The following is a 25,079-nucleotide window of genomic DNA, read 5'->3' as shown; positions in this document are numbered from 1 at the left end:
CCGATGCAGCCCGATGCCCAGTCGCTGTCGCCCTCCGCCACCCCGCTGCCCGGCCGCCTCAACCTGTTCTGGTCGCCGCGCTCGCCTTTCGTGCGCCGCGTCATGGTGGCCGCGCACGAACTCGGGCTGGCACAGGCCATCCACCGCATCGATGCCGTGGTGTCCATGACCACCTGCCACGCCGGGCTGATGCGCATCAACCCGCTCAGCAAGATCCCCACGCTGGTGACCGAAGACGGCGCCGCCCTGTTCGACACGGTGCTGATCTGCGAGTACCTCGACAGCGTGGCCTGCGTGCCCTCGCTGTTTCCCCCGGCGGGCGAGGCGCGCCTGCAGGCCATGCGCTGGCACGCGCTCGGCCACGGCCTCACCGACCTGCTGGTGCTGTGGCGCAATGAGCGCAACCGCCCGGCGGCGCAGCAGTCGGGCGACACCATGCGCGCCTGGGATGCCAAGCTGCGCGCCACGCTCGCCACGTTGCAGGCCGAGGCGGCGGCCCTGCAAGCCGCGCCGCTGTCCATCGGCCAGATCGCCGTGGCGTGCGCGCTGGGATACCTGGATTTCCGCTTCGCCGAGATGGCATGGCGTGCCGGCGTGCCCGCGCTCGGCGCGTGGTTCGACGCTTTCAGCCGGCGCGAGTCGATGCAGGCGACGCTGCCGTCGCAGGGGTAGCGCGGGCGCGGGTCCGGGGCAAGGTCAGTGCGCCGCGCAGAGCGCGCCGGCGGCAACCATGCCCGCCACCTCATCCGCACCGAATGCCAGCTCTTCCAGGATCTCGCGATTGTGTTCCCCGAGCGACGGCGCACGCGTGTGCGGCAACGCATTCTCGACGGCACTGTTGATCGGGAATCCCGGCATCCGTATCTCGCCATGCGCGCCGCCTTCCATGCTGGCGATCATGCGGTTGGCCAGCACTTGCGGGTGGCGGGTGGCATCCTCGTAGCTGGCGACTTTCGCGCACAGGATGTCGGCGTCCTTCAGGACCCGCAGCCAGTGCGCGGCGGCGCGGGTGCGGAACACCGCGCCCAGCTCCGCCTTCATGGCGGCGCGGTGCTCGACCCGCCGGGCCGACGAGGAGAAGCGCGGCTCCTGTGCGATGTGCGCGAGCCCCAGCACCCCGCACAGGGTGGGCCAGCGGCTGCCGTTGTAGGCGGCCACCATGATCCAGCCGTCGGCGCACTGGAACGCCTCGTTGGGCGCGGAGTACGGCGCGGCGCTGCCGATGCGCTCGGGCAGGACGCCGTCGGCCAGGTAACTGGTCAGCGAGGCCTGCTGCAGGGCCAGCGCGGCGTTCAGCAGGTTGACGTCCAGGTGCCCGCCCTGCCCGTCGCGCTCGCGGGCGTTGAGCTTGGCCAGCACGCCCACGCAAGCGACATAGCCCGTCATCATGTCCACCACCGGCGCCTGCACCTTGCACGGCTCGGCCCCGGGCACGCCGACCAGGCTCATCAGCCCGGAATCCGCCTGCAGGATGCCGTCGACGCCCGCCTCGTGCGCGTACGGGCCGCCCTGGCCGTAGGCCGATACGGAGCAGTAGACCAGTCGCGGATTGTCCGCGGCCACCTGCTCGTAGGCCAGCCCCAGCCTTGCCATCACGCCCGGGCGCATGCTCTCGATCACCACGTCGGCCCGGGCCACCAGCCGCCTGGCCACGGCCAGGCCCTCCGCTGTCTTCAGGTCCAGGCAGATGCCCCGCTTGTTGCGGTTGAAGCCGTGATACAGGGCGCTGTCCTCGCCGATCCAGCCCGGGCCGAGCTGGCGGCCGAGGTCGCCGTCCGGGCCTTCGACCTTGGTGACGCTCGCGCCCATGTCGGCCAGCAGCATCGCGCACAGCGGCCCCGCCGCGATCTGCGCGAACTCGACCACCTTCAACCCCTCCAGTGCCTTACGCAGCATGATGCTCTCCCTGCCTACAGTTCGACCTTCAGGCCCGTGGCTTTGACCAGGTTGGCCCAGCGCGTGGCGTCCCTGGCCAGGATGGCCTTGAGCTCGTCCGGCGTCGACGACGTCGGCTCGAAGCCCTGCTTCGCAAGGGAGCCGTCCGCCCGCAGGCTCTTGACGGTCTGCACCAGCGCCGCGCTGAGCTTGTCGACATTGGCGCGCGGCATGCCGGCCGGTGCCAGCATGCAGTACCAGAGCGCGGCATCGTAGTTCTTCAGCCCCGCTTCCTCGAAGGTCGGCAGGTCCGGCAGGCCGGGCGCGCGCTGCTTGCCGGCGATGCCGAGCGGGCGCAGCTTCTTTGCCTGGATGAAGGTCAGCACCGAGGCCATGGTGGCGAACGAGGTAGGCACCTGCCCGGCGACCACGTCGCTGATCGCCGGCGACGTGCCCTTGTACGGCGCGTGCAGCAGATCGGTCTTGGTCAGGAAAGTGAACAGCTCGCCGGCCAGGTGCTGGGGCGTGCCGACGCCCGGCGTGCTGTAGGAGAGCTTGCCCGGGTGTGTCCTGGCGTATTGCAGGAACTCCTGCAGCGTCTTGTACGGCTCGTTCGGATTGACCACCAGAAGGATGGGTACCGAGGCGATCATGCCGACCGGCGCGAAGTCGCGCTCCACGTTGAACGGCGTCTTGTTGCCGATGGCCGGGTTGATGGTGATCTGGTTCGAGGCAAGCACCAGCGTGTGGCCATCGGTGGCGCGCGCCGCCAGCTCGGTGCCGAGGTTGCCCCCCGCGCCGGGGCGATTGTCCACGATCACCTGCTGGCCGAGGAGCTTCGACATGCCCGGCGCGATCGCGCGCGCCAGGATATCGTTGCCGCCGCCGGGCGCGAATGGCACGATCAGGCGGATGGTCTGCGAGGGGAACCTGGCGGCGTCCGCCGCGGCCGCGGCGCCGGCCATGCCGGCAAGGCCGGCCAGCGACAGCATCGCGGTGGCGATGCGCTTGGACAGGGTTGGGTGGTACATGGTGTGGTCTCCTGGCTTGTCTTCGTCTTGGGTGATTGAAACGCAGCGGGACTTCGGGATTCAGCGGCCGGCGTAGCGCGGATCCCGCTTCTCGGCAAACGCCTGACGGCCCTCCACGCGGTCCTGCGTGTCCCGCAGCGCGCCCCAGTAAAGCTCGGTGAGCTGCTGCGCGTCGGTATCGCTGAGGTGCGCCGTCTGGCGCGCCAGGCGCTTGATGGCCTGTAGCGCAAGCGGGCCGTTGCGGGCAATGCGCCTGGCGATCTCCATCGCGCCGGGGATCAGCGCGTCCGGCGCGAACACGTCGGAAACCAGCCCCATGCCGAGCGCCTGCTGCGCGTCGATATGGCTTGCCGTCAGCGCCATCTTCATGGCATGCGCGCCCGGCACGGCCCGCAGCAGCCTGTGCAGGCCCGATACCGCGGGAATCGAGGCCACCGCCGCCTCGGGCAGGCCGAAGCGTGCCGTGCTCGATGCCACGCGGATATCGCATTGCAGCGCCAGCTCCAGCCCGCCGCCCAGGCAGTAGCCGTTCACGGCGGCAATCACCGGCTTCCAGAGATCCAGGCCCGCGAGGTCCATCAGGCGGATATAGAGGCCGCGCTCGGCGGCCGTGCCGGTTTCACGGAACATGGCTTCCGGGTAGCTGGCGGCAGACACGGCCGTGCCCTTGAGGTCCGCGCCCGCGCAGAAGGCCTTGCCGCCCTCGCCGGTCACGATGCACACGCGCAGGTCGTCGCGGTCGCGAAAATCGGCAAGGTGCCCGCGCAACGCCTTCAGCGTGGCGAGATCGAGCGTGTTCAGCGCCTGCGGCCTGGCAATGGTGAGGATGGCAACGTTGCCGTCGACCTGTAGGTTCGCGCTCATGGCTTGACTCCTCTCAGACGCTGGGGCTGGCCAGGCTGCGGCCGCCGCAGACATAAAGCAACTGGCCGGTGATATACGAGGCAGCCGGCGAGAGGAAGAACTCCACCGCATGGGCAATATCCTCCGGCGTGCCGATGCGCTGCACCGGCACCGATGCCTGCAGGCGCGCCTGCACTTCGGGCTTGAACTCGCGGAACAGCGGCGTGTCCACGATGCCCGGCGCGATGGCATTGACCGTGATCCCTTCTCGCGCGAACTCCAGCGCCAGGCTGCGCGTCAGGCTGACCACGCCGCCCTTGGCCGCCGAGTAGTTGGCCTGGCCGAAGCCGCCCAGCCAGGCGCGCGAAGAGATATTCACGACGCGCCCGAAGCCGCGCTCCACCATGCCCGGCAGCACCGCCTGGCACGCCAGGAACTGCGAGCGCAGGTTGGTCGAGATGACGAGGTCCCAGTCCTCCTCGGTCATCTTGAGGAAGCGCTTGTCGCGCACGGCACCGGCGTTGTTGACCAGATAGTCGATGCGGCCCGCCCACTCCGCGGCGTGCGCCACCGCGCCGGCGACTTCCTTGCCGTTGGTGAGGTCGACCACCACGCCGTGGGCCTTGTGCCCCGCTTCCTGGATCGACTTCACCGCGCCGGCCAGCGCCTGCGCGTCGCGGTCGAGGATCACCACCGCCACGCCCTGCCGGGCCAGCCGGCTGGCGATGCCGAAGCCGATGCCCCGCGCCGCGCCCGTCACCACCGCCACGTGGCCTTGTTCCAATTGGTCGCTCATTTCAGACTCCCAGCAAGTGAACCGAAGACGCCGCGTGATCCACGCCGGCAATGCCGCCGCCCGTGCACTGCGCCAGCCCGATCACGGGCATGCCCGCCTGGCGAGCCCCGGCCCTGCCCTGCAGTTGCCAGGTCAGCTCCACCATCTGCGCCACGCCGGTGGCGCCGAGCGGGTGCCCCTTGGCCAGCAGGCCGCCACTGGGGTTGACCGGCACCCTGCCGCCCAGCCGCGTGGCGCCAGAACGCAGCAGGTCCACCGCGTGGCCCGGCCGGGCCAGGCCCAGCGCCTCGTAATAGATCAGCTCGGCGATGGTGAACGCATCGTGCAGCTCGACCACGCCCACATCTTCCGGCGCGACGCCGGCCGCCTCATACGCCAGCCGGGCGGCGCGCGCGGTGATCTCGGCGTCGAGAATGTCGTCGTGTGCCTCCTCGCGCATGCCGGACTGCACGATCGAAGCAAGCACCTTCACGGGCTTGTTGCCGGCCGGCACATCGGTGCCCAGCACCAGGGCCGCCGCGCCGTCCACCTGCGAGGGGCAGCACTGCAGCAAGGTCAGCGGATCCGCCACCATGCGCGATGCCAGCACGGCTTCGATCGTGGTCTCGCTGCGCTGCTGGGCATATTCGTTCAGCGTGCCGTGGTGGCGGTTCTTGACGGCGATGGCGGCGAGGTCTTCGCGGGCGGCATCGCGTTCGTGCAGGAAGCGCGTGGCGCGCATGGCATAGACCGCCGGCAGGACCATCCCGGCCTTGGCATACAGATTGGTCTTTTCATCGTTGAGCTGCATCGGAATCGTGCCGCCGCCCAGCTGCGTGAGCTGCTCGATGCCGAACACCAGTACCTTGCGGTACTGCCCGGCCAGCAGGGCATGGCGCGCCAGGTGCACGGCGGTGGCACCGCTGGCGCAGGCGTTCTCGACGTTGTAGACCGGGATGCCGCTGAAACCGAGATCACGGGCGATCACCTGGCCGAGGATCATGCCGCCGAACACGTTGGCGCAATAGATGGCCTCGATCTCCCGCACCGCAGCACCGGCATCGTCGAGCGCCGCCAGGATGGCGCGGTGCGCCAGTTCCGGTGCCATGGTGTCCTGGTGCCGTCCGAACGCCGTCATGGCGACGCCGGCGATGTAGATATTGCTCATGCTGCTTCTCCTTGCGCGCGGGCACTGAAGACATAACCAAGCGCCTGGTCCGGCTCGGCGCGGCAAAGCGCGCCGATCGACGGCGGCAGCGCACCATTGACCCGTCCGAAGATGCGCACCGGCTGGTCGCGCATATCGACATAGCCCACCGCATACGGCGCCTGCCCGCTCTTGGGGTTGGGATGGATCACCGTGAAGCTGTACAGCGTGCCGAACAGGCCGACGTCCACGTCGTCATGGCCGGCCGCGAGCACGGCGGCGGGCGCGAACGCCGGGAAAACCAGCTCGCCGGTTGCGCGTTCGCGCGATGCGAGCAGAGATGCCCCGGATTGGCTCCACAAGCGTTGATGGATTGCTTCCATTTGCAGTTCCTCTGGTATGCCCTGGCGCGATGCGCTGGCCGGGCCGTTGGATGACGAGTTCATGATGGTTCATGGCAATGCCGCCGACAAACGAGATTTCTGGCCGTCTCGCTTGAGTTTTTATCAAGCGAGCGGCACCATGGGCGCATCGGTCCGCGCCCCGGTTGACAAAGCGCGCCGCACTCCTTACAACCATCGTCATGGACCGACTGCCACCCCTCAACGCCATCCGCGCCTTCGAAGCCACGGCCCGCCATCTGAGCATGACGCAAGCCGCCAGCGAGCTGAGCGTGACCCCCGGCGCCGTCAGCCGGCAGATCCGCACGCTGGAGAGCTTTCTCGGCATGCCGCTGCTCTACCGCGGGCATCGCGAGATCACGCTCACGCGCGAAGGCGCGGAGTACTTCAAGGCCATGAGCAAGGTGGTGGAGCAGATCCGCGACGCCACCCGGCGCGTGCGCGGCACCAGCGAGCGCAAGCAGCTCAAGGTGCGCGCCTACACCACCTTCGCCATGCGCTGGCTGATCCCGCGCCTGTCGAGCTTTCACGGCAAGCACCCGAAGATCGAGGTCTTGCTGACGGCCTCGCTGGAGCCCGTGGACTTCCGCAAGGAAGACCTGGACTTCGCCATCCGCCTTGGCGACGGACGCTGGCCGGACGTCGACTGCGAGCGGCTGGTGGCCAATATCCTGGTGCCGGTCTGCAGCCCCGCGCTGCTGGAGAAGTCCGCCAGCAAGCTCAAGAAGCCGGCGGACCTGGCTGCGTTCGTGCTGCTGCACTCCATCGCCCGCCCCGACGACTGGCAGGTCTGGCTGCAGAAGGCGCGCGCCGCGGGCAAGGTAGACGCGCATTCCGGCCTCACCTACCAGAGTTCGGCCATGGCCTATTCCGCCGCGCTCGAAGGCCACGGCGTGGCCATCGCCCAGCAGTTCCTGGTGGAAGACGACCTGGCGGCCGGCAAGCTGGTCAGGCCCTTCGCGCAGTCGGTGGACATGGGCGACTACACCTACTACCTGCTCCAGCCGGCCCACCGCAAGCAGAGCGCGCACGCCAGGGCGTTCCGCAACTGGCTGCTCGCCGCCTTTGCCGGCGGCGAGGCGTAGCTTTCCTTCCCGGCCACGATCCCGGCGGCGATCCCGACCGCGGACTCAGCCGCGCACGTCGTCGTGGTCGGTGGACATGGCCACCTCTTCCCACTGCGCCAGTTCCGCTTCGACCGACTGGTTGATCTCGCGGATCTTGGCCACCGTATCGGAGCCCAGCGGCAGGCGCAGCGGCGGCTCGGCGCTGTCGGCCAGCTGCAGGATCGCCGTGGACAGCTTGCGCGGATCGCCGGGTTGCTTGTGGTTGGCCGCGGCCATCATGGTGCGCATGGCGCCCACCGTCTGCTCGTAGGCGTCGATCCGGCTGGCCGTCGGCACCATCGAGCTGGACTCCAGGAAATCCGTGCGGAAGAACCCGGGCTCGACCACGGTAGCGTGGATGCCGAGCGGGGCCAGCTCGACGCGCAGCGCTTCCGTGATGCCCTCCAGCGCGAACTTGGTGGCGCCGTACACGCCCCAGCCCGGGTACGCGACATAGCCCCCGATCGACGAGATATTGATCACGTGGCCGCTGGACTGCGCGCGCATCGTGGGCAATACCGCACGCGTGACGCTCAGCACGCCGAACACGTTGGTGTCGAACTGCCGGCGCACTTCCGCGTCGCTGGCCTCCTCCACCGCGCCGAGCAGGCCATAGCCGGCGTTGTTCACCAGCACATCGATACGCCCGAAGCGCGCCACGGCCTGCTTCGCGACGTCGATCGCATCGGCCTCGCTGGTGACATCGAGCCTGGCGGCCAGCAGGTTGGGATGCTCGCCCAGCGCGGCGATGATGGCTTCGGGATTGCGCGCGGTGGCGACAACGCGGTCGCCGCGGTCCAGTGCATCCTGCGCGATCAGCACGCCGAAACCGCGCGACGCGCCGGTGATGAACCACACCTTGGCGGTGGCCGGGATAGTCTGAATTGCCTGGGTGGTCTGGGTAGCCTGGGCGGTCTGGGTGATGGACTGGGACATGATCGATCTCCTTGAGGTTGGAATCCGCCGTGGCGCTGCGTTGCTGGCTCACTGCGGCTTGGGAGTCTTCATGGTAGGACGCACCCCATTCACAAACTAGATGGAATCCTTTTGTTTTATTCACAACCAATCGTTACCAATAACGAAGGACGGCAAGGCATCTCCTGTGGGTTCCGCAGCCCGTCGCGCATGCGTATGCTTGCGCCCGCCAGCACCAGGGTGATGAATGGCGATTCTGTTGACGCCGGGAGTTGCCAATCAGCTGTGGCACCGCCACGCCTGCACGCTCCGGTGCAAGGCACGACGCCCGTCGCATTCTGGTTCAAACCCTGTCGCATTCCGGTTTGGCGTGGCTAACGCCGGCCAATACAGTGAAGGCGTTCATTCAAAGGGGAACGCCATGGCGTCAAGCATGCGAATACGCTACCGGGCTTCGGCCTGTCTCATCGCTGTCCTGTCCTGCGGCACGGCCTGCGCGCAAGTCTGGCCGTCGAAGCCGGTCACGCTCGTCGTGCCGTTTCCGGCCGGCGGCGGCACCGATCTCGTGGTGCGCTCTGTGCAGCAGAAACTGCAGGCCGAACTCGGGCAGCCGGTGGTTGTCGACAACCGCAGCGGGGCCGGCGGCACGATCGGCTCCACCTTCGTCGCGCGCGCCGCGCCGGACGGCTATGTGATCGGCGTTGCCACCACCAGCACGCATGCGGTGAGCGTCAGCGTCTACCCCAGGCTGCCCTACCAGCCGGCCAGCGATTTTGCGTATGCGGGCTTTATCGGCACCTCGCCCTATGTGCTGGCGGTCAACCGCGCGCTGCAGGCGGGCAGCACCAGAGACCTGATCGAGAAGCTGCGCCACGACAAGGGCCAGAACAGCTTCGCCTCGGTCGGCGTCGGCACGGTCTCGCACCTGATCGGCGAGCAGTTCCGCAAGCTCGCCAATGTGCCCATGACGCACGTCCCCTATCGGGGCGCGGCGCCGGCCTATACCGACCTGATGGGTGGACAGGTGCAGATCATGTTCGACAACCCTGTGGGGCTTGCGCCGTATATCAAGGCGCACAAGCTGACCGCGCTTGCCACCACCGCGCCCACGCCGTTGCTCGGCAACGTGCCCACCTTTGCCAGCCAGGGCATCCCGGACTTCTCGCAACAACTCTGGTACGGGCTGGCCTTCCCCAAAGGCACGCCCGCCGCGATCGTCGAGCGCCTGAACCGCGCGCTGAACAAGGTGCTCAACGACAAGGATGTCGTGAAGGACCTCGCGGAGAAAGGCGTCACGGCCCGCCCCGGCACGCCCGCGGAGATGCAGGCAGCGGTGGTGCACGACATTCCGTACTGGGGCGCCATCGCCAAATCCGTGGGAGCGACCATTGAATAAGACAGCCTGGATCCCCGCACCCGCACCGGGCGAAGTCGCCATGATCAACGTGTTCGTCGGCGGCGATAGTGGCGATGGCGTCAGCGCCGGCGGCGGCAACCCCGTGCCCCTGGTGGCCGACGCCCGCGGCATGACTTCGGCGGCGATGCAGTCGGTCGCGGCGGCATACGGCCACGAGTCCGCCTTCGTCCTGCCGGCCACCGCGCCGGGCTTCGACCTGCGGCTGCGCTTCTTCGTGCCGCAGCACGAGATGGAAATGTGCGGCCACGCGACGGTCGGCTCGCTGTGGGCCTTGCGCCAATGGCAGCAGTGGACGGCCCCGACCGCGCGCATCGAAACGCTCAGCGGCGCCGTCGATGCGCGGTGGGACGACGCCGGGCAACGCGTATGGATCTCGCAGCCGCCCGTGCAGACGCGCGTGCTGACCGTGCAGGAACGCCACCGGGTCGCGGCGGTCCTCGGGCTTGCTACCGAAGCGGCCGGCTACGCCATGACCAACGCATCGACCAGCCGGGTCAAGACCCTCATTGCGCTACCGGACCTGGACACGCTGCATGCCCTGCGCCCCGATTTCGCGGCAATGGAGTCGTTGTGCGCAGCGATCGGCTCCACGGGGCTCTATCCGTACGTCCTCACCTCCCTGCCGCAGACCACCGGCGGCTACGCCGTGGCACACGCCCGCCAGTTCCCGAAGTCTTCCGGCTATCCGGAAGACGCGGCCACCGGCATCGCCGCCGCCGCGCTGTGGGGACATCTGGTGGCGTCCGGCGCGCTCGGCGCCGCGGGCGGCGAACCACCCGCCGTGTCCGTGCGCCAGGGCGAAAGCATGGGCCGGCCGTCGGAAATCCTGGTCGCGCCGCGCGCGTCGGAGACAGGCGCGCCGCAGGGGTGCTGGCTCAGCGGAAACGTGGCATGGGCAAGCGCATGACAACACTGACGCCGGAAGCACGACTAGCCGCTGCGGGCCATGTACTGCCGCCGGCGCCGCAGCCGCGCGGTGCCTATGCGCCATTCAACGTAGCCGGAGACTGGATCGGGATCAGCGGACAGACCTCAAGGCGCGACGGCGTGGCCATGGCCGGCATGTGCCGGGCAGACGCCGATGTGGAGCCGGCAAGACAAGCGGCGCAAGTCGCCATGCTGAACGCGCTGGCCGCGCTGAGGGCCGCGTGTGGCGGAGGGCTGGAGCGCGTGGTCCAGGTCACGCGCCTGCGCGGATTCATCCGCAGCGGCACGGACTTCACGCGGCACACCGCCGTGCTGGACGCGGCATCGGATGTCCTCAGCCATGCCTTCCCCGAGCACGCCCTGCCCGCGCGCACGGCGGTAGGCGTGGCGAGCCTGCCCGACCAGGCCTGGATCGAGATCGAACTGGAGGCGCGCCTGTCGCCGGCAGCCAGTCATTCGCCATCGTCCGAGCCGCGCAGCAGCCGCGTCAGATGACCACTGCTGGCAAAGCCCAGCTGCTCGCTCACCCTGGCTAGCGGCCGGCCCTCCGCCAGCAGCGTGCGCGCATGCGCCGCCAGCACCCGCCGCCGCACGGCGACCGGGCTGGCGCCCAGTTCCAGCTGGCAGGCACGCTGCAGTTGCCGCATCGATACGCCCAGGCCCGCGGCCACCACTTCGATCGAAGGCAGCGCGGCGTCCCGCTCCAGCGCTGCCGTAAAGCGCCCCACCATCCGCAGCGCGACCGAGGCCGGCTCGGCCGGCACCGCCAGCGGCCTGCCTGCCATCAGCTGCGCCACGATCGCCCGCACCAGCAGCGCCGCGCTGGCCGGCGCGAGCATCGGCGACAGCAGCGCCTCCAGCATCGCGATGGTCGCCGCGTCCAGGTGCACCGCGCCGAAATGACTCAGCGCGCGCAGATGCTCGGGCGCCAGGTAGAGTTCGCCGTGCTGCTGCCGCCCGGCCTCGGCGACGGTCAGGTGCGTGGTTCCCGCCGGCAACAGCACGGCATCGCCGCGAACCAGCCGCGTGGACACCGCGCGCGCATCGTCCGGGCGGTCCGCGCGCGCCTCCCACATGCTCTTCAGCCGCCCCATGCGCGGCCACAGCAACATGCCGCAGTCATGGGTATGCCACTCGCGGCGGAAATCCGCCTGCCGGCTGTCATGCAGGGCAAAGCCATGCTCGGCGACCAGATGCAGCTTCGGGGAGAAATGGATGGGTGAGGCCATGGCGTAGAAGTCACCGCCGGGGATGGGCCGGGGCTCTGCCGGACATGATACGCCGGCCGGGACCGGGTGACCTGTTCGCCGCGCAATGCACCGCACTGGTGCTCGCAAGAAACGCGCCGTGCGCCAGGCATTTTCTCGCTTGCCGCGCTCACCCGGCCGTTGCGCGATAGACTCACTTCACGCGCGCCTGCCAGCGCACAGACGTATCTGTGCGGCGTCCCACAAATCGAAGCGACTCTTCCTTGTACGCTGCCATGTGCTGCGCATGGCGCGCCGCCGCGCAAGGATGCCGCGCGGACGCTCAATCCCGCGATGCGACCCCCGAACAGGAGCAGGGCATGTTGCGAAAGGTGATGGACCGGGCGAGACAGCTCCGGCGCAGTGAGCGGTTCAAGCATTCCGTGGCCACGCTGAGCCGCATATCCCTGCATGCGAAGCAACGGCTGAACCGTGGGGTGTTCGCCATCGACATCCACGAGAATTCCGGGTTCTTCTCCGTGCTGCAGATGGTCCTTTTCATCCTGATGTATTGCGAGGAGAAAGGGCTGGTTCCCTGCATCTCCGCGCGCGGCCGCATCTACGGCGATCCCGAAGGCAGGACAGACTGGTTCTCGACCTTCTTCGAATCCGTGCAGCGCCCGTCGCAAGCACCGTCGTCACGAAAGGTGCGGACCTCGATCGTCCACGACCTGGTTCAACTGGGATTCCGCGAGCGCTACGAGTCCAAGCTCGAACTCAAGAGTGCCAGCGCGCTGTTCTACGCGCACTACCGGCCCGCCGCGCATATCGTCGAAGAGGTCGATGCGCTCTGCGAGGCGCTCGGCATCGGCGGGTCGACACTCGGCGTGCATTACAGGGGCACCGACAAACGGCACGAGGCAGAGTCGATCTCCTGGGAAGCGTTCTGCAAGGTCGTCGAGTCAACCTTGTCGGAGAATCCCCGCCTGACCAGCATCTTCGTCTCCAGCGATGAAAGGGCGTTTCTCGACTTCTTCGTCGCCTGGCCGTTCGACAGGCCGGTCGGCGTGGCACCCTCGAGACTGCTCGCCAACGGCAGCATGCCGATCCATTTCGGTGGCTATTCGGGCCTGGAGATCGGCCGTGAAGCGCTGGTCTCCTGCCTGCTGCTGTCCAGGTGCGGCTTCCTGGTGAAAACGCCGTCTTACTTGTCTGCCTGGTCGAAGATCTTCAATCCGTCGCTGCCGGTGCGGCTCGCGTCGCCGCCCCGGGCGGATGCGTTCTGGTTTCCGGATAGTCAGCTGTGGGTTGAGAATGACCTGGCGCAAGCTGGCCAGGAGAAATGGGCGGCGGCGCCGGAAACACTGTCGCCACGCTAGGCGTAGCGAGCGGAGAAGGAAATGTGAGTGCAGAATGCGAGGCCTCCGCGTGAATATCGGCAATCATGAATCCGCACCGTCTCGACCTGGTCTCCCTTTCCCTGTTCAACCTGGTGGTCCGCTCCGGCAGCATCAGCAAGGGCGCGACGCTGGCCCACGTGGCGGTGGGCGCGGCCAGCAAGCGAATCTCCGACCTGGAGGCGGCGGTGGGCTCGAGCCTGCTGGAGCGACATTCGCGGGGCGTTTCCCTGACTGTCGCCGGGCAGGCGCTGTACCGCCACGCCCAACGCATTCTCGACGATGTCGACCTGCTGGTCGCCGACCTCTCCGACTACGCGTCGGGGATCGTCGGGGTGGTGCGCCTGTGGGTCAACACGTCGGCCGTCACCCAGTTCCTGCCCAGCGAGCTTGCCACTTTCGTGCAGGCAAATCCCGGCATACGGATCGAGCTCGAGGAGCAGAACAGTAGCGAGGTGGTGCAGGCGGTGCTGGACGGCCGGGCGGATATTGGCATCTTTGCCGATCGGACGCCCGCGCCGGGCCTGCACCAGGTGAAATACCGGGAAGACCGCCTGGGCCTGGTGGTGCCGCGCAGCCACGCGCTCGCGGGACGGCGCACGGTGAATTTTGAAGAAGCACTGGACTTCGACTTCGTCAGCCTGTCGGAGGGCACCTCCCTGGCCAAGCGCCTGCAGGCGGAGACCGAAGCGCTGGGACGCCGCCTGAAGCTGCGCATCCAGGTCCGCAGCTTCGATGCCATGTGCCAGATGGTGGCGGCCGGCATGGGCGTCGCCGTGCTGCCGTCCCATGCCGTTCACGCCCTTGTCCGGCCGCTGAACCTGCGCCAGATCCCGCTCAAGGACACCTGGGCCCGGCGCCAGCTTCTCATCGGCCTGCGCGATCCGAACGCCCTCCCGCGCCATGTGCGCACGCTCGTCGATCATCTCTGCGAGGCGCCCGCGGCCTAGCCTGCGCCTGGCGCGGGACCGGGCCAGCCAGCCCCTTCCAGCTTTCGCGTTTCGGGAAAGCTGCGTTCTCGCCTTCGTTCTTCTCCGGCTGAGTGCGGTCATCCAGAATGCCGCCATGCGTCACCAAGAGCGCCAACCACTCAGCAATTGCCAGACTCTCTGCGTCGCCGGTGCGACCGCGGGCAAGAGCAGCAAGCAAAGGAGACCAAGATGACCCAGGCTCAATCCCTGCCCATTGGCGCGCGCCCGCTGGCGCCGCCTGACGAATCGCGCACCGTGCGCAAGGTGGCATGGCGAATCATGCCCCTGATCATGGTGTGCTACCTGTTCGCGTTCTTCGATCGCATCAACATCAGCTTTGCCAAGTTCGCCCTGCAGAGCGACCTCGGCCTGAGCGACACGGCGTACGGCCTGGGTGCGGGCCTCTTCGTCGTGGGCTATGTGCTGTTCGAGGTGCCTAGCAACCTCATGCTCTACAAGGTCGGGGCGCGGCGCTGGATTGCCCGCATCATGGTGTCATGGGGCATCGCCACCGCCCTGATGGCCTTTGTCCAGACCGAATGGCAGTTCTACTCCCTGCGCTTCCTGATCGGCGCCATGGAAGCCGGGTTCGCGCCCGGCGTGCTGTTCTACCTGACCCTGTGGTTTCCGCTCGCTTATCGCGGCCGCATCACTTCCATGCTGTTCCTGGCCTCGGCCTTTGCCGGCCTGGTCGGCGCGCCTGCCGCGGGCCTCGTCCTGTCGCACATGGAGGGCTTCCTGTCGATGCGAGGCTGGCACTGGCTGTTCCTCGTGGGGGGCGTGCCCTGCGTGGTGCTCGGCTACCTTGTCTTCAGGCTGTTGAATGACCGCATCCAGGATGCCGCCTGGCTCACGCCGGACGAACAGGCCCTGCTCTCGAGCCGCATCGCGGAGCAGAACAAAGGCGTTGGTGGCCACTCCCTGCTCGACGCGCTGAAGGCGCCCGGCTTCCTGACCCTGGGCCTGGCCTACTTCCTCATCCAGATCAGCTCCTACGGCCTCAATTTCTGGGCTCCTCACCTGATCCGCGCCTCGGGCATCGCCAATCCCACTACCATCGGCCTTCTCACCGCGGTTCCATATCTCTTCGGTGCGATCGCCATGGTAGTGGTGGGGCGCCTCTCGGATGCGACCGGCGAGCGCAGCAAGTTCGTGGCGGGGCTGATGGTGATGGCCGCCATCGGCTTCTTCAGCGCGGGCGTGTTCGACAAGCAGGCCGGCTTGCTCGTGGCCGCGCTGGCGATCATGGGCGCGGGCGTTATCGCTTCGATCCCCGCCTTCTGGGCGCTGCCGCCGAAGCTGGTGAGCGGGGTCGGCGCCGCGGGCGGCATCGCACTGATCAATACCCTGGGCCAGCTCGGCGGCATCGTCAGCCCCGTCATGGTGGGTCGCATCAAGGACTTGACGGGCAGCACCACGCCAGCCTTGTACGTGATCGGATGCCTGGCCCTGATCTGCGCCGCGATCCTCCTGTTCGGGCTCCCCGCGAAGCTGCGCGCAAAGGAAGACAAGCGCCCCGCCCACTGAGAACCGGGCCAGCGCAGCGCATTGCTCCGCCGCAACGCTGCGCCGAGTCCCGCCTCAGGGAATCTCGCCTCAGGGGAGCCTCCCTTGCACATGGCGATTGATGGCGTCTTCTAGAATCAACCGACAACCGACACACGAGAACGAGGTCGATCATGAACAAGGACATTCCAGTTGCCGCGCTGCAGGGCGTGCGCGTCATCGAGATGGGGCAGCTGATCGCCGGCCCCTTCGCCGGCAAGACGCTGGGCGAATTCGGCGCCGACGTCATCAAGATCGAGCCCCCGGGCAGCGGCGACCCGTTGCGCAACTGGCGCCTGATCAAGGAAGGCACCTCCGTGTGGTGGCAGGTGCAATCGCGCAACAAGCGCTCCATCGCCCTGGACCTGCGCAGCAGCGAGGGCCAGGACATCGCCAGAAAGCTCATCGCCGAAGCCGATGTGCTGATCGAGAATTTCCGGCCCGGCACGCTGGAGAGCTGGGGCATGGGCTGGGACGTGCTGTCCGCGCTCAATCCGGGGCTCGTGATGCTGCGCATCTCCGGCTATGGCCAGACCGGCCCTTACCGGGACCTGCCGGGCTTCGGCGCCATCGGCGAGGCCATGGGCGGCTTGCGCCATCTCACCGGGGAGCCGGGCCGGGTACCGGTGCGCTGCGGCATCTCGATCGGCGACACCCTTGCGGCGCTCCATGGGACCATCGGCATCCTCACGGCGCTTTACCACCGCAAGGTCAACGGCGGCCACGGGCAAGTGATCGACGTGGCCCTGAACGAGGCGGTGTTCAACGTCATGGAGAGCCTGATTCCCGAGTACAGCGCCTTCGGCGCCGTCAGGGAAGCTGCCGGCAGCGCCCTGCCCGGGATCGCTCCCTCCAACGCCTACCGCTGCAGCGACGGCTTTGTGCTGATCGCCGGCAACGGCGACAGCATCTTCCGGCGCCTGATGCAGACCATCGGCCGGGACGACCTGGCCGCCGATCCCGCGCTGGAGAACAACGCGGGGCGCGTTGCGCGCGCGGCCGAGCTGGACAGCGCCATCGAGGCCTGGACGCTCACGCGGCCGGTGAGCCAGGTCGTGGAAATCCTGGGCTCGGCGCGGGTGCCGGCGGGCAAGGTCTACACCGCGAAGGACATCGCCGAGGATCCGCATTACCGGGCGCGTGACATGATTCTTTCCCAGACGACGCGGGACGGGTTCGATGTCGAGGTGCCCGGCGTGGTCCCCAAGCTGCTGGGCACGCCGGGCTCGGTCCGCACCTCGGCACCGGGTCTCGGCGACGATACCGACGGGGTCTTGCTGGAAATCGGCTTTTCGGCCCAGGACATCGCCGCCTTGCGCGGCAGGAAGGTGGTGGCATGAATACCTGGAACGGTGCCGGACGGCACATCTACATGCAGGAAGTCGGCATGCGGGACGGCCTTCAGGCCGAACGGGCCTTCGTGCCCACCGCGGACAAGGTCGCGCTGGTGAATGCCCTGTCCCGGGCCGGCATGGCGAAGATCGAAGTGACGGCATTCGTCTCGCCCAAGGCGATTCCGGCGCTGAGCGATGCGCAGGACGTGCTGGGCGCCATCGAACGCCACCCCGGCGTTGTCTACAGCGCCCTCGTACCCAATGTGCGAGGCGCGGAGCGCGCCATCGAGGCCGGCACGGACGAGTTGAACCTGGTCATGTCCGCCAGCGAGTCCCACAACCTCGCCAACCTGAGGATGACCCGGGCCCAGTCCTTCGCTGCCCTGTCGGAGGTGGCCGGCATCGCCCGCGACGCTGGCGCCGCCGTCAACATCTCGCTGTCCTGCAGCTTCGGCTGTCCCATGGAGGGCGACGTGCCTGCGGCGGCGGTGCTCGACTGGTGTGCCCGCCATATCGAGGAAATCGGCACCCACGGCATCACCCTGTGCGACACCACCGGCATGGCATACCCGGGCCAGGTGGCCGCGCTGACACGCCGCTTCCGGGAGCGCTGGCCGGATACCGAACTGACCCTGCATTTCCACAACACCCGCGGCATGGGGCTGGCCAACGTGCTTGCGGCCATCGACGCCGGCGCCGACCGCTTCGACGCTTCGCTCGGCGGCATCGGCGGCTGCCCGTACGCCCCGGGTGCCACGGGCAACGTTTGCACGGAGGAGATCGTCCATGCGCTGCAACTCATGGACTACGACACCGGGGTGGACCTTGCCCGCGTCCTCGAGGCCGCGAGGACGCTGTCGGCCCTGCTTGGCCATGACATCCCGAGCCAGATCCTGAAGGCTGGACGCCGGCTCGACCTGCATGCGCCGCCCGCCGACTTCGCCGCCATCCGGGAGCGTGCGCACAGCCGGCCCGCAACGCCGTGAGCCCCGCGCCGCGGCAGCCGGTTCGCACTGGTTTGCGCACGCTGCCGCGGGCACGGCGCCCACGCTTCATGCCGCCGGGTCCGGCTCCCCGAATACCGCAATGCACTCCACCTCAACCCTGGCGCCAAGCGCTAGCCCGCTGGCGCCGAGTGCGCTGCGCGCAGGGTATGGCGCCTGGAAGAAATCCTTGTAGACCTCGTTGAAGATATGCCATTCGCTGATATCAGCCAGCATGATGGTGCATTTCGCAACCCGCTGCAGCGACAAGCCGTGTGCTTCGAGCGTGCCGCGGATATTCATCAGCGTCTGCCTGGCCTCTTCGCGAATCCCCCCCGGCACTAGCCGGGTGGTGCCCGGTACGATGCCCATCTGCCCGGACAGATAGAGCAGCTCGCCAACTCGCACGCCTTCGGAGAAAGGCAGCCCGGCAGGAAGAACCTTGCCTGAATTCAGGAATTCCATATTGCGCCCCGTGTCAGCAGTGGGAACCGCGAACCGCGCGCGCCGCCCGGTCGCGTCCAACCGGTTTTCAGTGTAGGGCAAGGATGCCCGGGGTTAACTAATGTGACTCCTGATGTACTGCATTCCTGGCCGCGCCGTAGCCCTCGCGGGCCTTGCCTGCCACGCCATGGGCGACGTCCCTGGCAGCGTGGCCGATGCCGCGGCCGGCGTCGCGCGCCAGCTCTCCGGTCCTTTTGACAGCATGCACGGTTGCCTGCTTGACCTCATGCGCGGCCTGGCGCGCATCGGCCCTGGCCAGCGGACTGAGCGTCAGCGTGACCAGGGCAGCCAGAATGAATTTCCGATTTTTCACGAAGGCGATTCCAACAAAAAGCGCGGCGAGCCGGCGAGCGGATGCGCGGGCATCCACCGGCGCGGGGCCGCTTGCTCACAGGGCGCTATTGTAGGCGGATTGGTCGAGGCACTGGATGCCAGCCCCGGATGACCAGGCGGGGGGCTGCGGGCAGCCAGCCGGCAGCGGGGCTGCGTGGCGGTGCCTGGCGATGGTGTTCGGTTTCAACGGCGAGGACCAGATCCTGCTGCCGGATCATGGTGCGCCTCCCGTCATGGTCCGCGCGTTCGGGACAGATCGGCTTCACTGCGGCGACCGGCCTGCATGGCTGGTTGCGCCGTGCCGCGGCTTCAGCTTCGGCCTCAGCCGGGTCAGGACTTCTTCTTGGCGACGCCGTCATTGCCCACGCGCGACTGCACCGTGCCGAACGGGCTTGCCGGCGCTGCCGGTTTCTTCGGCTGCTTTGGCTTCTTCGCTTCGCGGTTGCCGCGTAGTTGACTCTTGGCCATGGTGATACTCCTTTGGAATCCTGATGCGTTGCTTGCCGGAGGGCAGATCCAGCATACGCCGTTAATCCAAAGCAAAGGGAAATATCGTATATGGAATGCGGCCGGCCATATCTTCAAGCGATATGCCGCCATGCCGGGCTGCCCCGGATAAGCGCGAGCGTGCGGACAGCGTCCTGGCTCCCGCGCGGGTTCGCCTCAGGTCTGCACCGCCACCATCAGGGCGGGCACTGCGCTCTTGACCGTGCTCTTATGCCCAAGCCCCGTCGTGTCCTCGAGGAGAATCGCAAGCCCCGGCTTTCCCAGCAACCGCTGGCCGTCGCTCACCTCGAATTCCATCTCACCGGAGAGAAAGAAGAGCCATTGGCGTTTCGGGCTCGGGTGGAAATCGCCGAAATACGCCACTGGCACGGACAGGAACGCGTAAGCGGATGCGGGCTGCAGGCCGGAGACAAGAATCGGCGGCGCCGGAGGAACGAAATCCGTGGACGCCATGCCGAGGCAAAGGCCTTCCTCGATATGCGACTCACCTTTGGCGTCCGCGTAGAGGCGCGCGTATGTCACAGCGTTGTCCATGGTGGCTCGGCTCCTTCGGCGCGAACATGCGCTGACTGATTGTAGGACAGCGATGCCCGGCCGATGGCGGCCGCCCGCCTTGCCGACTGCGGCGACATGCTGCCGCGGCTTGCAAATGAGCCCGGCCGGGTCGCGCCTGCTTGCAGCCGATCGGCCGCTCGCGGATAGTGCACGCCGACCTACAATGACAATGCAATGCGGGGGGACAGACCAGAGCCCCCAATTTCAAGGGGCTGACAATGACTCCTGGCCGCGCGAACCAGGGCGAACCGATCAAGGTTGGCCAACTGGACATCCAGTACCTGATCGATGGAACCGCCACGGGCGGGATGGGTGCCTTCGAGATGACGGTGCCGCCCGGCTCGCAAGTGCCGCCGCCGCATAGCCACACACACAACGAAGAGTGCGTCTATGTGCTGGAAGGCGTACTTCGGTACTCGGTCGACGGCGTTGCCCGTGACCTGGCGCGCGGCGACTATATGCTCTCCCCACGCGGATCGGTCCATCACTTCAGCAATCCGCACGGTGACACGGCCCGCGCGCTGATTGTCATGACGCCCGACCTTGGCGCCCAGTACTTCCGCGACGTCGCGGCCATCATCAATGGCGGCGGACCGCCCGACCGCGCCAGGCTTGCCGAGGTCATGTCCGGGTACGGGCTGGTGCCGGCGCCGCCCGGCGCATAGCACTCGCCAGGCAATCGCTTCCAGTGATGCGGTTTCCCGCATCTCGGGTGTTTCTCACCGGAACACCCGGCCCGACTGGCGGGGGCAACTGTGACGGATCATGGACTTTGCGCGATCCGGCGCGATCGGGGTCACGCCAGGGATTGCCCATTGCCGCTGCGGCGACCTATCGTTATTTAGGTGCAGACCTCGGCGCAGGACGTCCACCCGGAAGCCCCAAGGAGAAGTCATGAGCAAGAAGTCCCATATCACGACGTATATCGTCATCGCGATGATTCTCGGCGGCGTGGTCGGTTACGCTTGCCACATCGCTTTCCCGGATCCCAAGCTCGCGAAAGACGTCGCCGGATACATCTCGATCATCACCGATGTGTTCCTGCGGCTGATCAAGATGATCATCGCGCCGCTGGTCTTCTCCACGCTCGTGATGGGCATCGCGCACATGGGAGATGCCAGCACGGTGGGGCGCGTCGGCGTCAAGGCACTCGGCTGGTTCATCACCGCGTCGCTGGTATCCCTGACGCTGGGCCTGATCATGGCCACGCTGCTGCAGCCCGGCACCAATATCGGCCTGCCGCTGCCCGAGGTGGGCGCCGCCACCAACCTCAAGACCAACGCCTTCACGCTGAAAGACTTCGTGGCCCACACGGTGCCAAAATCCGTGGCCGAGGCCATGGCCAACAACGAAATCCTGCAGATCGTGGTGTTCTCGATCTTCTTCGGCACGGCCCTGTCCACCCTGGGAGAGCGGGGCGCGCGCATGGCCGGCGTCATCGAGGACCTGGCACAGGTGATGTTGAAGATCACCGGCGCGGTCATGTGGCTGGCACCGGTGGCGGTGTTCGCCGCCATTGCATCGACGGTGACCACGCAAGGCCTGGGTATTCTCCTGACCTTCGCCAAGTTCATGGGCAGCTTCTACCTGGCCCTGATCGTGCTGTGGGGCCTGCTGACACTGGCGGGCATGGCGTTCCTCGGCAAACGGACCTTCACGCTGATCCGCCTTATCCGCGAGCCGTTCCTGCTGTCGTTCTCCACCGCAAGTTCGGAAGCCGCTTACCCGAAGATGCTGGAGGCGCTCGACAAGTTCGGGGTCAGCCGCAAGATCTCCAGCTTCGTGCTGCCGCTGGGCTACTCGTTCAACCTGGACGGGTCGATGATGTATTGCACCTTCGCCGTCCTGTTCATCGCCCAGGCGTATGACATTCATCTGCCGCTGGGCACCCAGATCACCATGCTGCTGCTCCTGATGCTCACATCGAAGGGGATGGCGGGCGTGCCGCGCGCCTCGCTGGTGGTGATCGCGGCCACGCTGAACCAGTTCAACATCCCGGAAGCGGGCCTGCTGCTGATCATGGGCGTGGACCAGTTCCTCGACATGGGCCGCTCGGCGACCAATGCCGTCGGGAACTCGATCGCCTCCGCCGTGGTAGCCAAGTGGGAAGGCCAGCTCGCGAGCGAGTCCACGCTCGGTCCCGGCGAGGGCGGCGTCGGCGGCGGGCCGGTGCCGCTGCACAAGCCGGACGCCGTGCGTGCATAGCCGTCCGGGCCCGGATCTGGGAGAAGCGCGCATGCATGCCATACAAGTACGCCGGTGGTCCCTGCCCGGCCATCCGATGCTGCAAGCGGTCGTGGCCCTGTGCATGGCGATATGCGTCGGCATCGTCTCGGCTCAGGAAGCCATCGAGCTGCGCGGCACCCTGAGGAAAGCCAAGGACACCGGCAGCCTGACCATCGGCTACCGGGAGTCGTCCCTGCCGTTCTCGTACCTGAACCAGGCCAACAGGCCGATCGGGTACGCGATCGATATCTGTACGGCCATCGTGCAAGCCGCGGGGGCAGAGGTCGGACGCGAGTTGTCGATCCAGTGGGTGCCGGTGACGTCCGAGAACCGCTTTGACGCCATTGTCTCGGGCAAGATCGACCTGGAGTGCGGATCGACCACACGCAACGCCGAGCGCCTGCAGCGCGTCGCGTTCTCGCCCGTGATCTTCATTGCCGGTACCAAGCTGATGGTGCCGCACGGCTCGCCGATCAGGTTGCCCCGCGACCTGAAAGGCAAGACGGTGGTCGCCACGGCAGGCACGACCAACGCCCAGGCGCTGGAGCGGCTGTCCGCGCGATTCGACCTGGGGCTGAAAATCATCCGCGCGCGCGACCACGCCGATGCGTTCGAGGTGCTGCGGCACGGCGGCGCCGACGCCTATGCGGGGGACGATGTGCTCCTGTACGGCATGATTGCCAAGTACGCCGCCGGCAAGAAATACGACATCACCCGCGATTTTCTCTCTTACGACCCGTACGGGATCATGCTGCGCAAGGGCGATCCCCAGTTCTCGGCTGTGGTGGACAAGGCCGTTCGCGAGCTGATCACCTCCGGAGAACTGGAGCGCCTGTACAAGCAATGGTTCCTTGACCGGCTGCCCACCGGTGAGCGCCTTGGCATCCCGATGAGCGCGCAACTGGAGGACATCATCAGCGCGACGCCGGAACCGCCGGACTAGAGACGCGCCGCAAGGACGCCAGCAACACCCGCGAACTGGTTCAGCGCTGGTCGTACTCGTCGTGGCGGCGCCACCAGACGCCTGTCTCGTTGCGCCCCCTGGGGGCACGGTCGAGCCACTGGTACATGCCCCAGAGCCCGTCCAGTCCGCGCGCATAGGTGGAATAGGTGTGATAGACGACGCCGTCCTCCAGCACGAACACGCTCATGCCCGGCCTGTCGCGCGAGAACGTCGGCGCGTCGGTCCCGCATGTGGCTGCGATCCGGGCGACCGGCTCCGGGACCCGGGTCGCGTCCATCGCATGGCCGGCGCGCCGGTAGTTGTATTCGATGTCCCCCGCACGCTGTTGCGCCTCGGTAAACGAGACGTTGAAGTCGAAGTTGAAGTCGCTGTCGAGCGAGGACGCCCAGGGAAACGTCCATCCCATCCGCCGCTGGTACGCCTGCAGCTTCGCGAGCGGAGCCCGCGACACCGCCATGAGCGTGACGTCGTGGTTCGCCAGGTGGACGACGAAGCCGTCGAAACCGTCCGCGATCGCCGAGCAGGACGGGCAACCCGCCGTGTAGTCGGGCCCGAACATGAAGTGATAGACAAGGAGCTGCGAGCGTCCCCCGAAGAGGTCTGCCAGCGAAGCGCTCCCCTGCCCGGTCTCGAATCGGTACGCCTTGTCGACCCGGACCCACGGCAGCGCCTGACGTTGCCGCGCCAGTTCGTCGCTGCGCCGCGTCAACTCCTTCTCCGCCTCGAGCAGCTCGAACCGCGCTGCCAGCCACGCTTCGCGTGTCCCGGTCATGTGTCCTGTCATCGTTCTCTCCTTGGCTGTCCTGCGTCGTTCTTTCGGTTCCCGGTACGACGTGCTGGCCGGGGGTCGTGTGCTAGATTAGTACCGGGCATCGAACGGTGGGAGTGACAAGTTTGGCGGGATTCAGATGGACTCGCTGATCACGGCCGCGGCGCGTGCGCTCGCCGCGGGTGATCCCCTCGGCGCGCTGAACCGGATCGCCTTGCGCGACGACGCCCCTGCGCTTGCGCTTCGCGGCATCGCGATGGCGCAGCTCGGCGATCTCGCTCGCGCGAAGGCGCTGGTGCGAAGCGCGGCACGCGCCTTCGGCCCGAAAGAGGCCGTGGCCCGCGCGAGGTGTATCGTCGCCGAGGCCGAGATCGCGCTGGCCTCGCGCGAGCTGGGCTGGCCTGCGAAGGCGCTCGACGCGGCGCGGGCGACGCTCGAGGCGCACGGCGACCGCGTAAACGCTGCCCATGCGCGCCATCTCGAACTCCGGCGCCTCCTCCTGATCGGGCACCTCGACGAGGCCGAGCGTGCGCTCGCCGGGCTCGACCCCGCGCCCTTCCCGCCCGCGGCGCGGGCCGCCCACGAACTGGTCGTTGCCGGCATCGCGATGCGACGCCTGCGCACGCAGGCGGCGCGCGCCGCGCTCGCCCGGGCCGGGCGGGCCGCGCGTCTCGCAGGTATCCCCGCGCTGGCGGCGGAGGTCGAAAGCGCGCGCCTCGTCCTGGACACGCCCGCGGCGCGCCTGATCGCGCGTGGCGAGCAACGACTCCTCCTGCTGGAGGAAGTCGAGGCGTTGCAGGCGTCGCAGGCGCTCGTGGTGGACGCGTGCCGCCATGTCGTGCGCGACGCGGGCACGGTGGTGTCGCTCGCAAGGCGTCCGGTGCTGTTCGCGCTCGCCCGCGCACTGGGCGAAGCCTGGCCCGCAGACGCGCCGAGGGCCACGCTCGTCGCGCGGGCGTTCCGCGCGAAGCTCGCCGATGAATCTCACCGCGCGCGGTTGCGAGTCGAAGTCGGGCGACTTCGCACGGTGCTCGGGACGCTGGCCGGCGTGAGCGCGACGAAGCGGGGATTTGCGCTGGTACCGCGTCGCGCATGCGAGGTCGTGGTGCTGGCGCGGCCGGTCGAAGAGGCGCATGCGGCAATGCTGGCATTGCTCGCCGACGGCGAGACGTGGTCGAGTTCGGCCCTGGCGCTTGCGCTCGGAGCCAGCCAGCGCACCGTGCAGCGGGCGCTCGACTCGCTTGCGGCAGCCGGCAAGGTACAGTCGTTTGGTCGCGGGCGCGCTCGTCGCTGGCTGACCCCACCCGTGCCGGGATTCGCGGCGACCTTGTTGCTCCCCGATCCACTACCAGGTGACTAGGATGGAA

At 67.7% G+C, this 25,079-nt stretch carries 27 protein-coding genes; 14 read left to right on the top strand and 13 right to left on the bottom strand.

Features of this window, described 5'->3' with window-relative positions; translation table 11 throughout:
- Positions 1-3 precede the first annotated feature (3 nt).
- A complete protein-coding gene (locus AC1DKV_RS13905; protein WP_441616643.1) occupies positions 4-672 on the top strand; it encodes a glutathione S-transferase family protein in 669 nt (222 codons plus the stop codon).
- Positions 673-696: 24 nt separating this feature from the next.
- Here AC1DKV_RS13905 and AC1DKV_RS13900 read toward each other — a convergent pair whose 3' ends face one another.
- Genes AC1DKV_RS13900 through AC1DKV_RS13875 form a run of 6 tightly spaced genes read right to left on the bottom strand, consistent with a single transcriptional unit; the run spans position 697 to position 6,054 of the window.
- Complete coding sequence (locus tag AC1DKV_RS13900; RefSeq protein WP_441616641.1) at positions 697-1,896, bottom strand: CaiB/BaiF CoA transferase family protein; 1,200 nt, start codon at positions 1,894-1,896, stop codon at positions 697-699.
- A 14-nt stretch (positions 1,897-1,910) separates the two neighbouring features.
- Positions 1,911-2,906, bottom strand: coding sequence for a tripartite tricarboxylate transporter substrate binding protein (locus AC1DKV_RS13895; RefSeq protein WP_441616639.1), 996 nt, complete (start codon positions 2,904-2,906; stop codon positions 1,911-1,913).
- Positions 2,907-2,966: 60 nt separating this feature from the next.
- A complete protein-coding gene (locus tag AC1DKV_RS13890; protein ID WP_441616637.1) occupies positions 2,967-3,770 on the bottom strand; it encodes an enoyl-CoA hydratase/isomerase family protein in 804 nt (267 codons plus the stop codon).
- A gap of 13 nt (positions 3,771-3,783) precedes the next feature.
- Positions 3,784-4,545, bottom strand: a complete 762-nt coding sequence (locus tag AC1DKV_RS13885; RefSeq protein ID WP_441616635.1) for an SDR family NAD(P)-dependent oxidoreductase — start codon at positions 4,543-4,545, stop codon at positions 3,784-3,786.
- 1 nt (position 4,546) lies between these two features.
- The gene (locus AC1DKV_RS13880; RefSeq protein ID WP_441616633.1) at positions 4,547-5,692 is read right to left on the bottom strand and encodes a thiolase family protein; all 1,146 of its coding nucleotides are present in this window, start codon (positions 5,690-5,692) and stop codon (positions 4,547-4,549) included.
- The gene (locus AC1DKV_RS13875; protein WP_441616631.1) at positions 5,689-6,054 is read right to left on the bottom strand and encodes a Zn-ribbon domain-containing OB-fold protein; all 366 of its coding nucleotides are present in this window, start codon (positions 6,052-6,054) and stop codon (positions 5,689-5,691) included. The genes AC1DKV_RS13880 and AC1DKV_RS13875 overlap by 4 nt, the downstream gene beginning before the upstream one ends.
- Before the next feature lie 200 nt (positions 6,055-6,254).
- Between AC1DKV_RS13875 and gcvA the strand changes: the two genes are divergently transcribed.
- Positions 6,255-7,157, top strand: a complete 903-nt coding sequence (gene gcvA / locus AC1DKV_RS13870; RefSeq protein ID WP_441616629.1) for a transcriptional regulator GcvA — start codon at positions 6,255-6,257, stop codon at positions 7,155-7,157.
- Positions 7,158-7,202: 45 nt separating this feature from the next.
- On the opposite strand, the gene AC1DKV_RS13865 is transcribed toward gcvA, so the two are convergent.
- Positions 7,203-8,114, bottom strand: a complete 912-nt coding sequence (locus AC1DKV_RS13865) for an oxidoreductase (protein ID WP_441649925.1) — start codon at positions 8,112-8,114, stop codon at positions 7,203-7,205.
- A gap of 412 nt (positions 8,115-8,526) precedes the next feature.
- Between AC1DKV_RS13865 and AC1DKV_RS13860 the strand changes: the two genes are divergently transcribed.
- From AC1DKV_RS13860 to AC1DKV_RS13850, 3 genes are read left to right on the top strand one after another with little or no spacing between them, the layout of a single operon-like run.
- Positions 8,527-9,489 (top strand): Bug family tripartite tricarboxylate transporter substrate binding protein, encoded by a 963-nt coding sequence (locus tag AC1DKV_RS13860; RefSeq protein WP_441616625.1) that lies wholly within the window; start codon positions 8,527-8,529, stop codon positions 9,487-9,489.
- Positions 9,490-9,529: 40 nt separating this feature from the next.
- Positions 9,530-10,417 (top strand): PhzF family phenazine biosynthesis protein, encoded by an 888-nt coding sequence (locus AC1DKV_RS13855; RefSeq protein WP_441616830.1) that lies wholly within the window; start codon positions 9,530-9,532, stop codon positions 10,415-10,417.
- Positions 10,414-10,932 carry a RidA family protein gene (locus tag AC1DKV_RS13850; protein WP_441616623.1) on the top strand — a complete coding sequence of 173 codons (519 nt, stop codon included), beginning with the start codon at positions 10,414-10,416 and terminating at the stop codon, positions 10,930-10,932. The genes AC1DKV_RS13855 and AC1DKV_RS13850 overlap by 4 nt, the downstream gene beginning before the upstream one ends.
- Here AC1DKV_RS13850 and AC1DKV_RS13845 read toward each other — a convergent pair.
- Positions 10,890-11,666, bottom strand: a complete 777-nt coding sequence (locus tag AC1DKV_RS13845) for a helix-turn-helix transcriptional regulator (RefSeq protein ID WP_441616621.1) — start codon at positions 11,664-11,666, stop codon at positions 10,890-10,892. The genes AC1DKV_RS13850 and AC1DKV_RS13845 overlap by 43 nt on opposite strands.
- 338 nt (positions 11,667-12,004) lie before the next feature.
- On the opposite strand from AC1DKV_RS13845, the gene AC1DKV_RS13840 reads away from it, so the two are divergent.
- The 5 genes from AC1DKV_RS13840 (at position 12,005) to AC1DKV_RS13820 (ending at position 17,857) form a co-directional block, all read left to right on the top strand.
- Positions 12,005-13,003: an O-fucosyltransferase family protein gene (locus AC1DKV_RS13840; protein ID WP_441616619.1), complete on the top strand. Its 999-nt coding sequence runs from the start codon at positions 12,005-12,007 to the stop codon at positions 13,001-13,003.
- 65 nt (positions 13,004-13,068) lie between these two features.
- A complete protein-coding gene (locus AC1DKV_RS13835; protein ID WP_441616617.1) occupies positions 13,069-13,971 on the top strand; it encodes a LysR family transcriptional regulator in 903 nt (300 codons plus the stop codon).
- Positions 13,972-14,181: 210 nt separating this feature from the next.
- Complete coding sequence (locus AC1DKV_RS13830; protein WP_441616615.1) at positions 14,182-15,519, top strand: MFS transporter; 1,338 nt, start codon at positions 14,182-14,184, stop codon at positions 15,517-15,519.
- Positions 15,520-15,671: 152 nt separating this feature from the next.
- Positions 15,672-16,877 carry a CaiB/BaiF CoA transferase family protein gene (locus AC1DKV_RS13825; RefSeq protein WP_441616613.1) on the top strand — a complete coding sequence of 402 codons (1,206 nt, stop codon included), beginning with the start codon at positions 15,672-15,674 and terminating at the stop codon, positions 16,875-16,877.
- A complete protein-coding gene (locus tag AC1DKV_RS13820) occupies positions 16,874-17,857 on the top strand; it encodes a hydroxymethylglutaryl-CoA lyase (protein ID WP_441616611.1) in 984 nt (327 codons plus the stop codon). The genes AC1DKV_RS13825 and AC1DKV_RS13820 overlap by 4 nt, the downstream gene beginning before the upstream one ends.
- Positions 17,858-17,923: 66 nt before the next feature.
- Here the strand turns inward: AC1DKV_RS13820 and AC1DKV_RS13815 are convergent, their stop codons facing one another.
- The 4 genes from AC1DKV_RS13815 to AC1DKV_RS13800 form a co-directional block, all read right to left on the bottom strand.
- On the bottom strand, positions 17,924-18,319 hold the full coding sequence (locus AC1DKV_RS13815; protein ID WP_441616609.1) for a RidA family protein: 396 nt from the start codon (positions 18,317-18,319) through the stop codon (positions 17,924-17,926).
- A 97-nt stretch (positions 18,320-18,416) separates the two neighbouring features.
- Positions 18,417-18,671, bottom strand: a complete 255-nt coding sequence (locus AC1DKV_RS13810; protein WP_441616607.1) for a hypothetical protein — start codon at positions 18,669-18,671, stop codon at positions 18,417-18,419.
- A gap of 350 nt (positions 18,672-19,021) precedes the next feature.
- A complete protein-coding gene (locus AC1DKV_RS13805; RefSeq protein ID WP_441616605.1) occupies positions 19,022-19,159 on the bottom strand; it encodes a hypothetical protein in 138 nt (45 codons plus the stop codon).
- Positions 19,160-19,354: 195 nt separating this feature from the next.
- Entirely contained in the window at positions 19,355-19,732 is a 378-nt protein-coding gene (locus AC1DKV_RS13800) for a cupin domain-containing protein (protein WP_441616603.1), read from the bottom strand.
- Positions 19,733-19,971: 239 nt separating this feature from the next.
- On the opposite strand from AC1DKV_RS13800, the gene AC1DKV_RS13795 reads away from it, so the two are divergent.
- From AC1DKV_RS13795 to AC1DKV_RS13785, 3 genes are all read left to right on the top strand, one after another.
- A complete protein-coding gene (locus tag AC1DKV_RS13795) occupies positions 19,972-20,418 on the top strand; it encodes a cupin domain-containing protein (protein ID WP_441616601.1) in 447 nt (148 codons plus the stop codon).
- 229 nt (positions 20,419-20,647) lie between these two features.
- Entirely contained in the window at positions 20,648-21,958 is a 1,311-nt protein-coding gene (locus tag AC1DKV_RS13790) for a dicarboxylate/amino acid:cation symporter (protein ID WP_441616599.1), read from the top strand.
- A 31-nt stretch (positions 21,959-21,989) separates the two neighbouring features.
- A complete protein-coding gene (locus AC1DKV_RS13785) occupies positions 21,990-22,922 on the top strand; it encodes an amino acid ABC transporter substrate-binding protein (protein WP_441616597.1) in 933 nt (310 codons plus the stop codon).
- Positions 22,923-22,962: 40 nt separating this feature from the next.
- On the opposite strand, the gene AC1DKV_RS13780 is transcribed toward AC1DKV_RS13785, so the two are convergent.
- Positions 22,963-23,727, bottom strand: coding sequence for a DUF899 domain-containing protein (locus AC1DKV_RS13780; RefSeq protein WP_441616595.1), 765 nt, complete (start codon positions 23,725-23,727; stop codon positions 22,963-22,965).
- Positions 23,728-23,851: 124 nt separating this feature from the next.
- Here AC1DKV_RS13780 and AC1DKV_RS13775 point away from each other — a divergent pair, with 124 nt between their 5' ends.
- Complete coding sequence (locus AC1DKV_RS13775; RefSeq protein ID WP_441616593.1) at positions 23,852-25,072, top strand: helix-turn-helix domain-containing protein; 1,221 nt, start codon at positions 23,852-23,854, stop codon at positions 25,070-25,072.
- Positions 25,073-25,079: the final 7 nt, after the last annotated feature.

The sequence above is a fragment of the Cupriavidus sp. 05T41 genome (assembly GCF_056396525.1).
The sequence above is the reverse complement of the archived record's forward strand: the minus strand, read 5'-3'. Positions and strand labels throughout refer to the sequence as shown.

Coding starts and splice junctions, on each gene's coding strand:
- AC1DKV_RS13905 (WP_441616643.1), top strand. CDS start 4: ATGCAGCCCGATGCCCAGTCGCTGTCGCCCTCCGCCACCCCGCTGCCC.
- AC1DKV_RS13900 (WP_441616641.1), bottom strand. CDS start 1,896: ATGCTGCGTAAGGCACTGGAGGGGTTGAAGGTGGTCGAGTTCGCGCAG.
- AC1DKV_RS13895 (WP_441616639.1), bottom strand. CDS start 2,906: ATGTACCACCCAACCCTGTCCAAGCGCATCGCCACCGCGATGCTGTCG.
- AC1DKV_RS13890 (WP_441616637.1), bottom strand. CDS start 3,770: ATGAGCGCGAACCTACAGGTCGACGGCAACGTTGCCATCCTCACCATT.
- AC1DKV_RS13885 (WP_441616635.1), bottom strand. CDS start 4,545: ATGAGCGACCAATTGGAACAAGGCCACGTGGCGGTGGTGACGGGCGCG.
- AC1DKV_RS13880 (WP_441616633.1), bottom strand. CDS start 5,692: ATGAGCAATATCTACATCGCCGGCGTCGCCATGACGGCGTTCGGACGG.
- AC1DKV_RS13875 (WP_441616631.1), bottom strand. CDS start 6,054: ATGGAAGCAATCCATCAACGCTTGTGGAGCCAATCCGGGGCATCTCTG.
- gcvA (WP_441616629.1), top strand. CDS start 6,255: ATGGACCGACTGCCACCCCTCAACGCCATCCGCGCCTTCGAAGCCACG.
- AC1DKV_RS13865 (WP_441649925.1), bottom strand. CDS start 8,114: ATGTCCCAGTCCATCACCCAGACCGCCCAGGCTACCCAGACCACCCAG.
- AC1DKV_RS13860 (WP_441616625.1), top strand. CDS start 8,527: ATGCGAATACGCTACCGGGCTTCGGCCTGTCTCATCGCTGTCCTGTCC.
- AC1DKV_RS13855 (WP_441616830.1), top strand. CDS start 9,530: ATGATCAACGTGTTCGTCGGCGGCGATAGTGGCGATGGCGTCAGCGCC.
- AC1DKV_RS13850 (WP_441616623.1), top strand. CDS start 10,414: ATGACAACACTGACGCCGGAAGCACGACTAGCCGCTGCGGGCCATGTA.
- AC1DKV_RS13845 (WP_441616621.1), bottom strand. CDS start 11,666: ATGGCCTCACCCATCCATTTCTCCCCGAAGCTGCATCTGGTCGCCGAG.
- AC1DKV_RS13840 (WP_441616619.1), top strand. CDS start 12,005: ATGTTGCGAAAGGTGATGGACCGGGCGAGACAGCTCCGGCGCAGTGAG.
- AC1DKV_RS13835 (WP_441616617.1), top strand. CDS start 13,069: ATGAATCCGCACCGTCTCGACCTGGTCTCCCTTTCCCTGTTCAACCTG.
- AC1DKV_RS13830 (WP_441616615.1), top strand. CDS start 14,182: ATGACCCAGGCTCAATCCCTGCCCATTGGCGCGCGCCCGCTGGCGCCG.
- AC1DKV_RS13825 (WP_441616613.1), top strand. CDS start 15,672: ATGAACAAGGACATTCCAGTTGCCGCGCTGCAGGGCGTGCGCGTCATC.
- AC1DKV_RS13820 (WP_441616611.1), top strand. CDS start 16,874: ATGAATACCTGGAACGGTGCCGGACGGCACATCTACATGCAGGAAGTC.
- AC1DKV_RS13815 (WP_441616609.1), bottom strand. CDS start 18,319: ATGGAATTCCTGAATTCAGGCAAGGTTCTTCCTGCCGGGCTGCCTTTC.
- AC1DKV_RS13805 (WP_441616605.1), bottom strand. CDS start 19,159: ATGGCCAAGAGTCAACTACGCGGCAACCGCGAAGCGAAGAAGCCAAAG.
- AC1DKV_RS13800 (WP_441616603.1), bottom strand. CDS start 19,732: ATGGACAACGCTGTGACATACGCGCGCCTCTACGCGGACGCCAAAGGT.
- AC1DKV_RS13795 (WP_441616601.1), top strand. CDS start 19,972: ATGACTCCTGGCCGCGCGAACCAGGGCGAACCGATCAAGGTTGGCCAA.
- AC1DKV_RS13790 (WP_441616599.1), top strand. CDS start 20,648: ATGAGCAAGAAGTCCCATATCACGACGTATATCGTCATCGCGATGATT.
- AC1DKV_RS13785 (WP_441616597.1), top strand. CDS start 21,990: ATGCATGCCATACAAGTACGCCGGTGGTCCCTGCCCGGCCATCCGATG.
- AC1DKV_RS13780 (WP_441616595.1), bottom strand. CDS start 23,727: ATGACAGGACACATGACCGGGACACGCGAAGCGTGGCTGGCAGCGCGG.
- AC1DKV_RS13775 (WP_441616593.1), top strand. CDS start 23,852: ATGGACTCGCTGATCACGGCCGCGGCGCGTGCGCTCGCCGCGGGTGAT.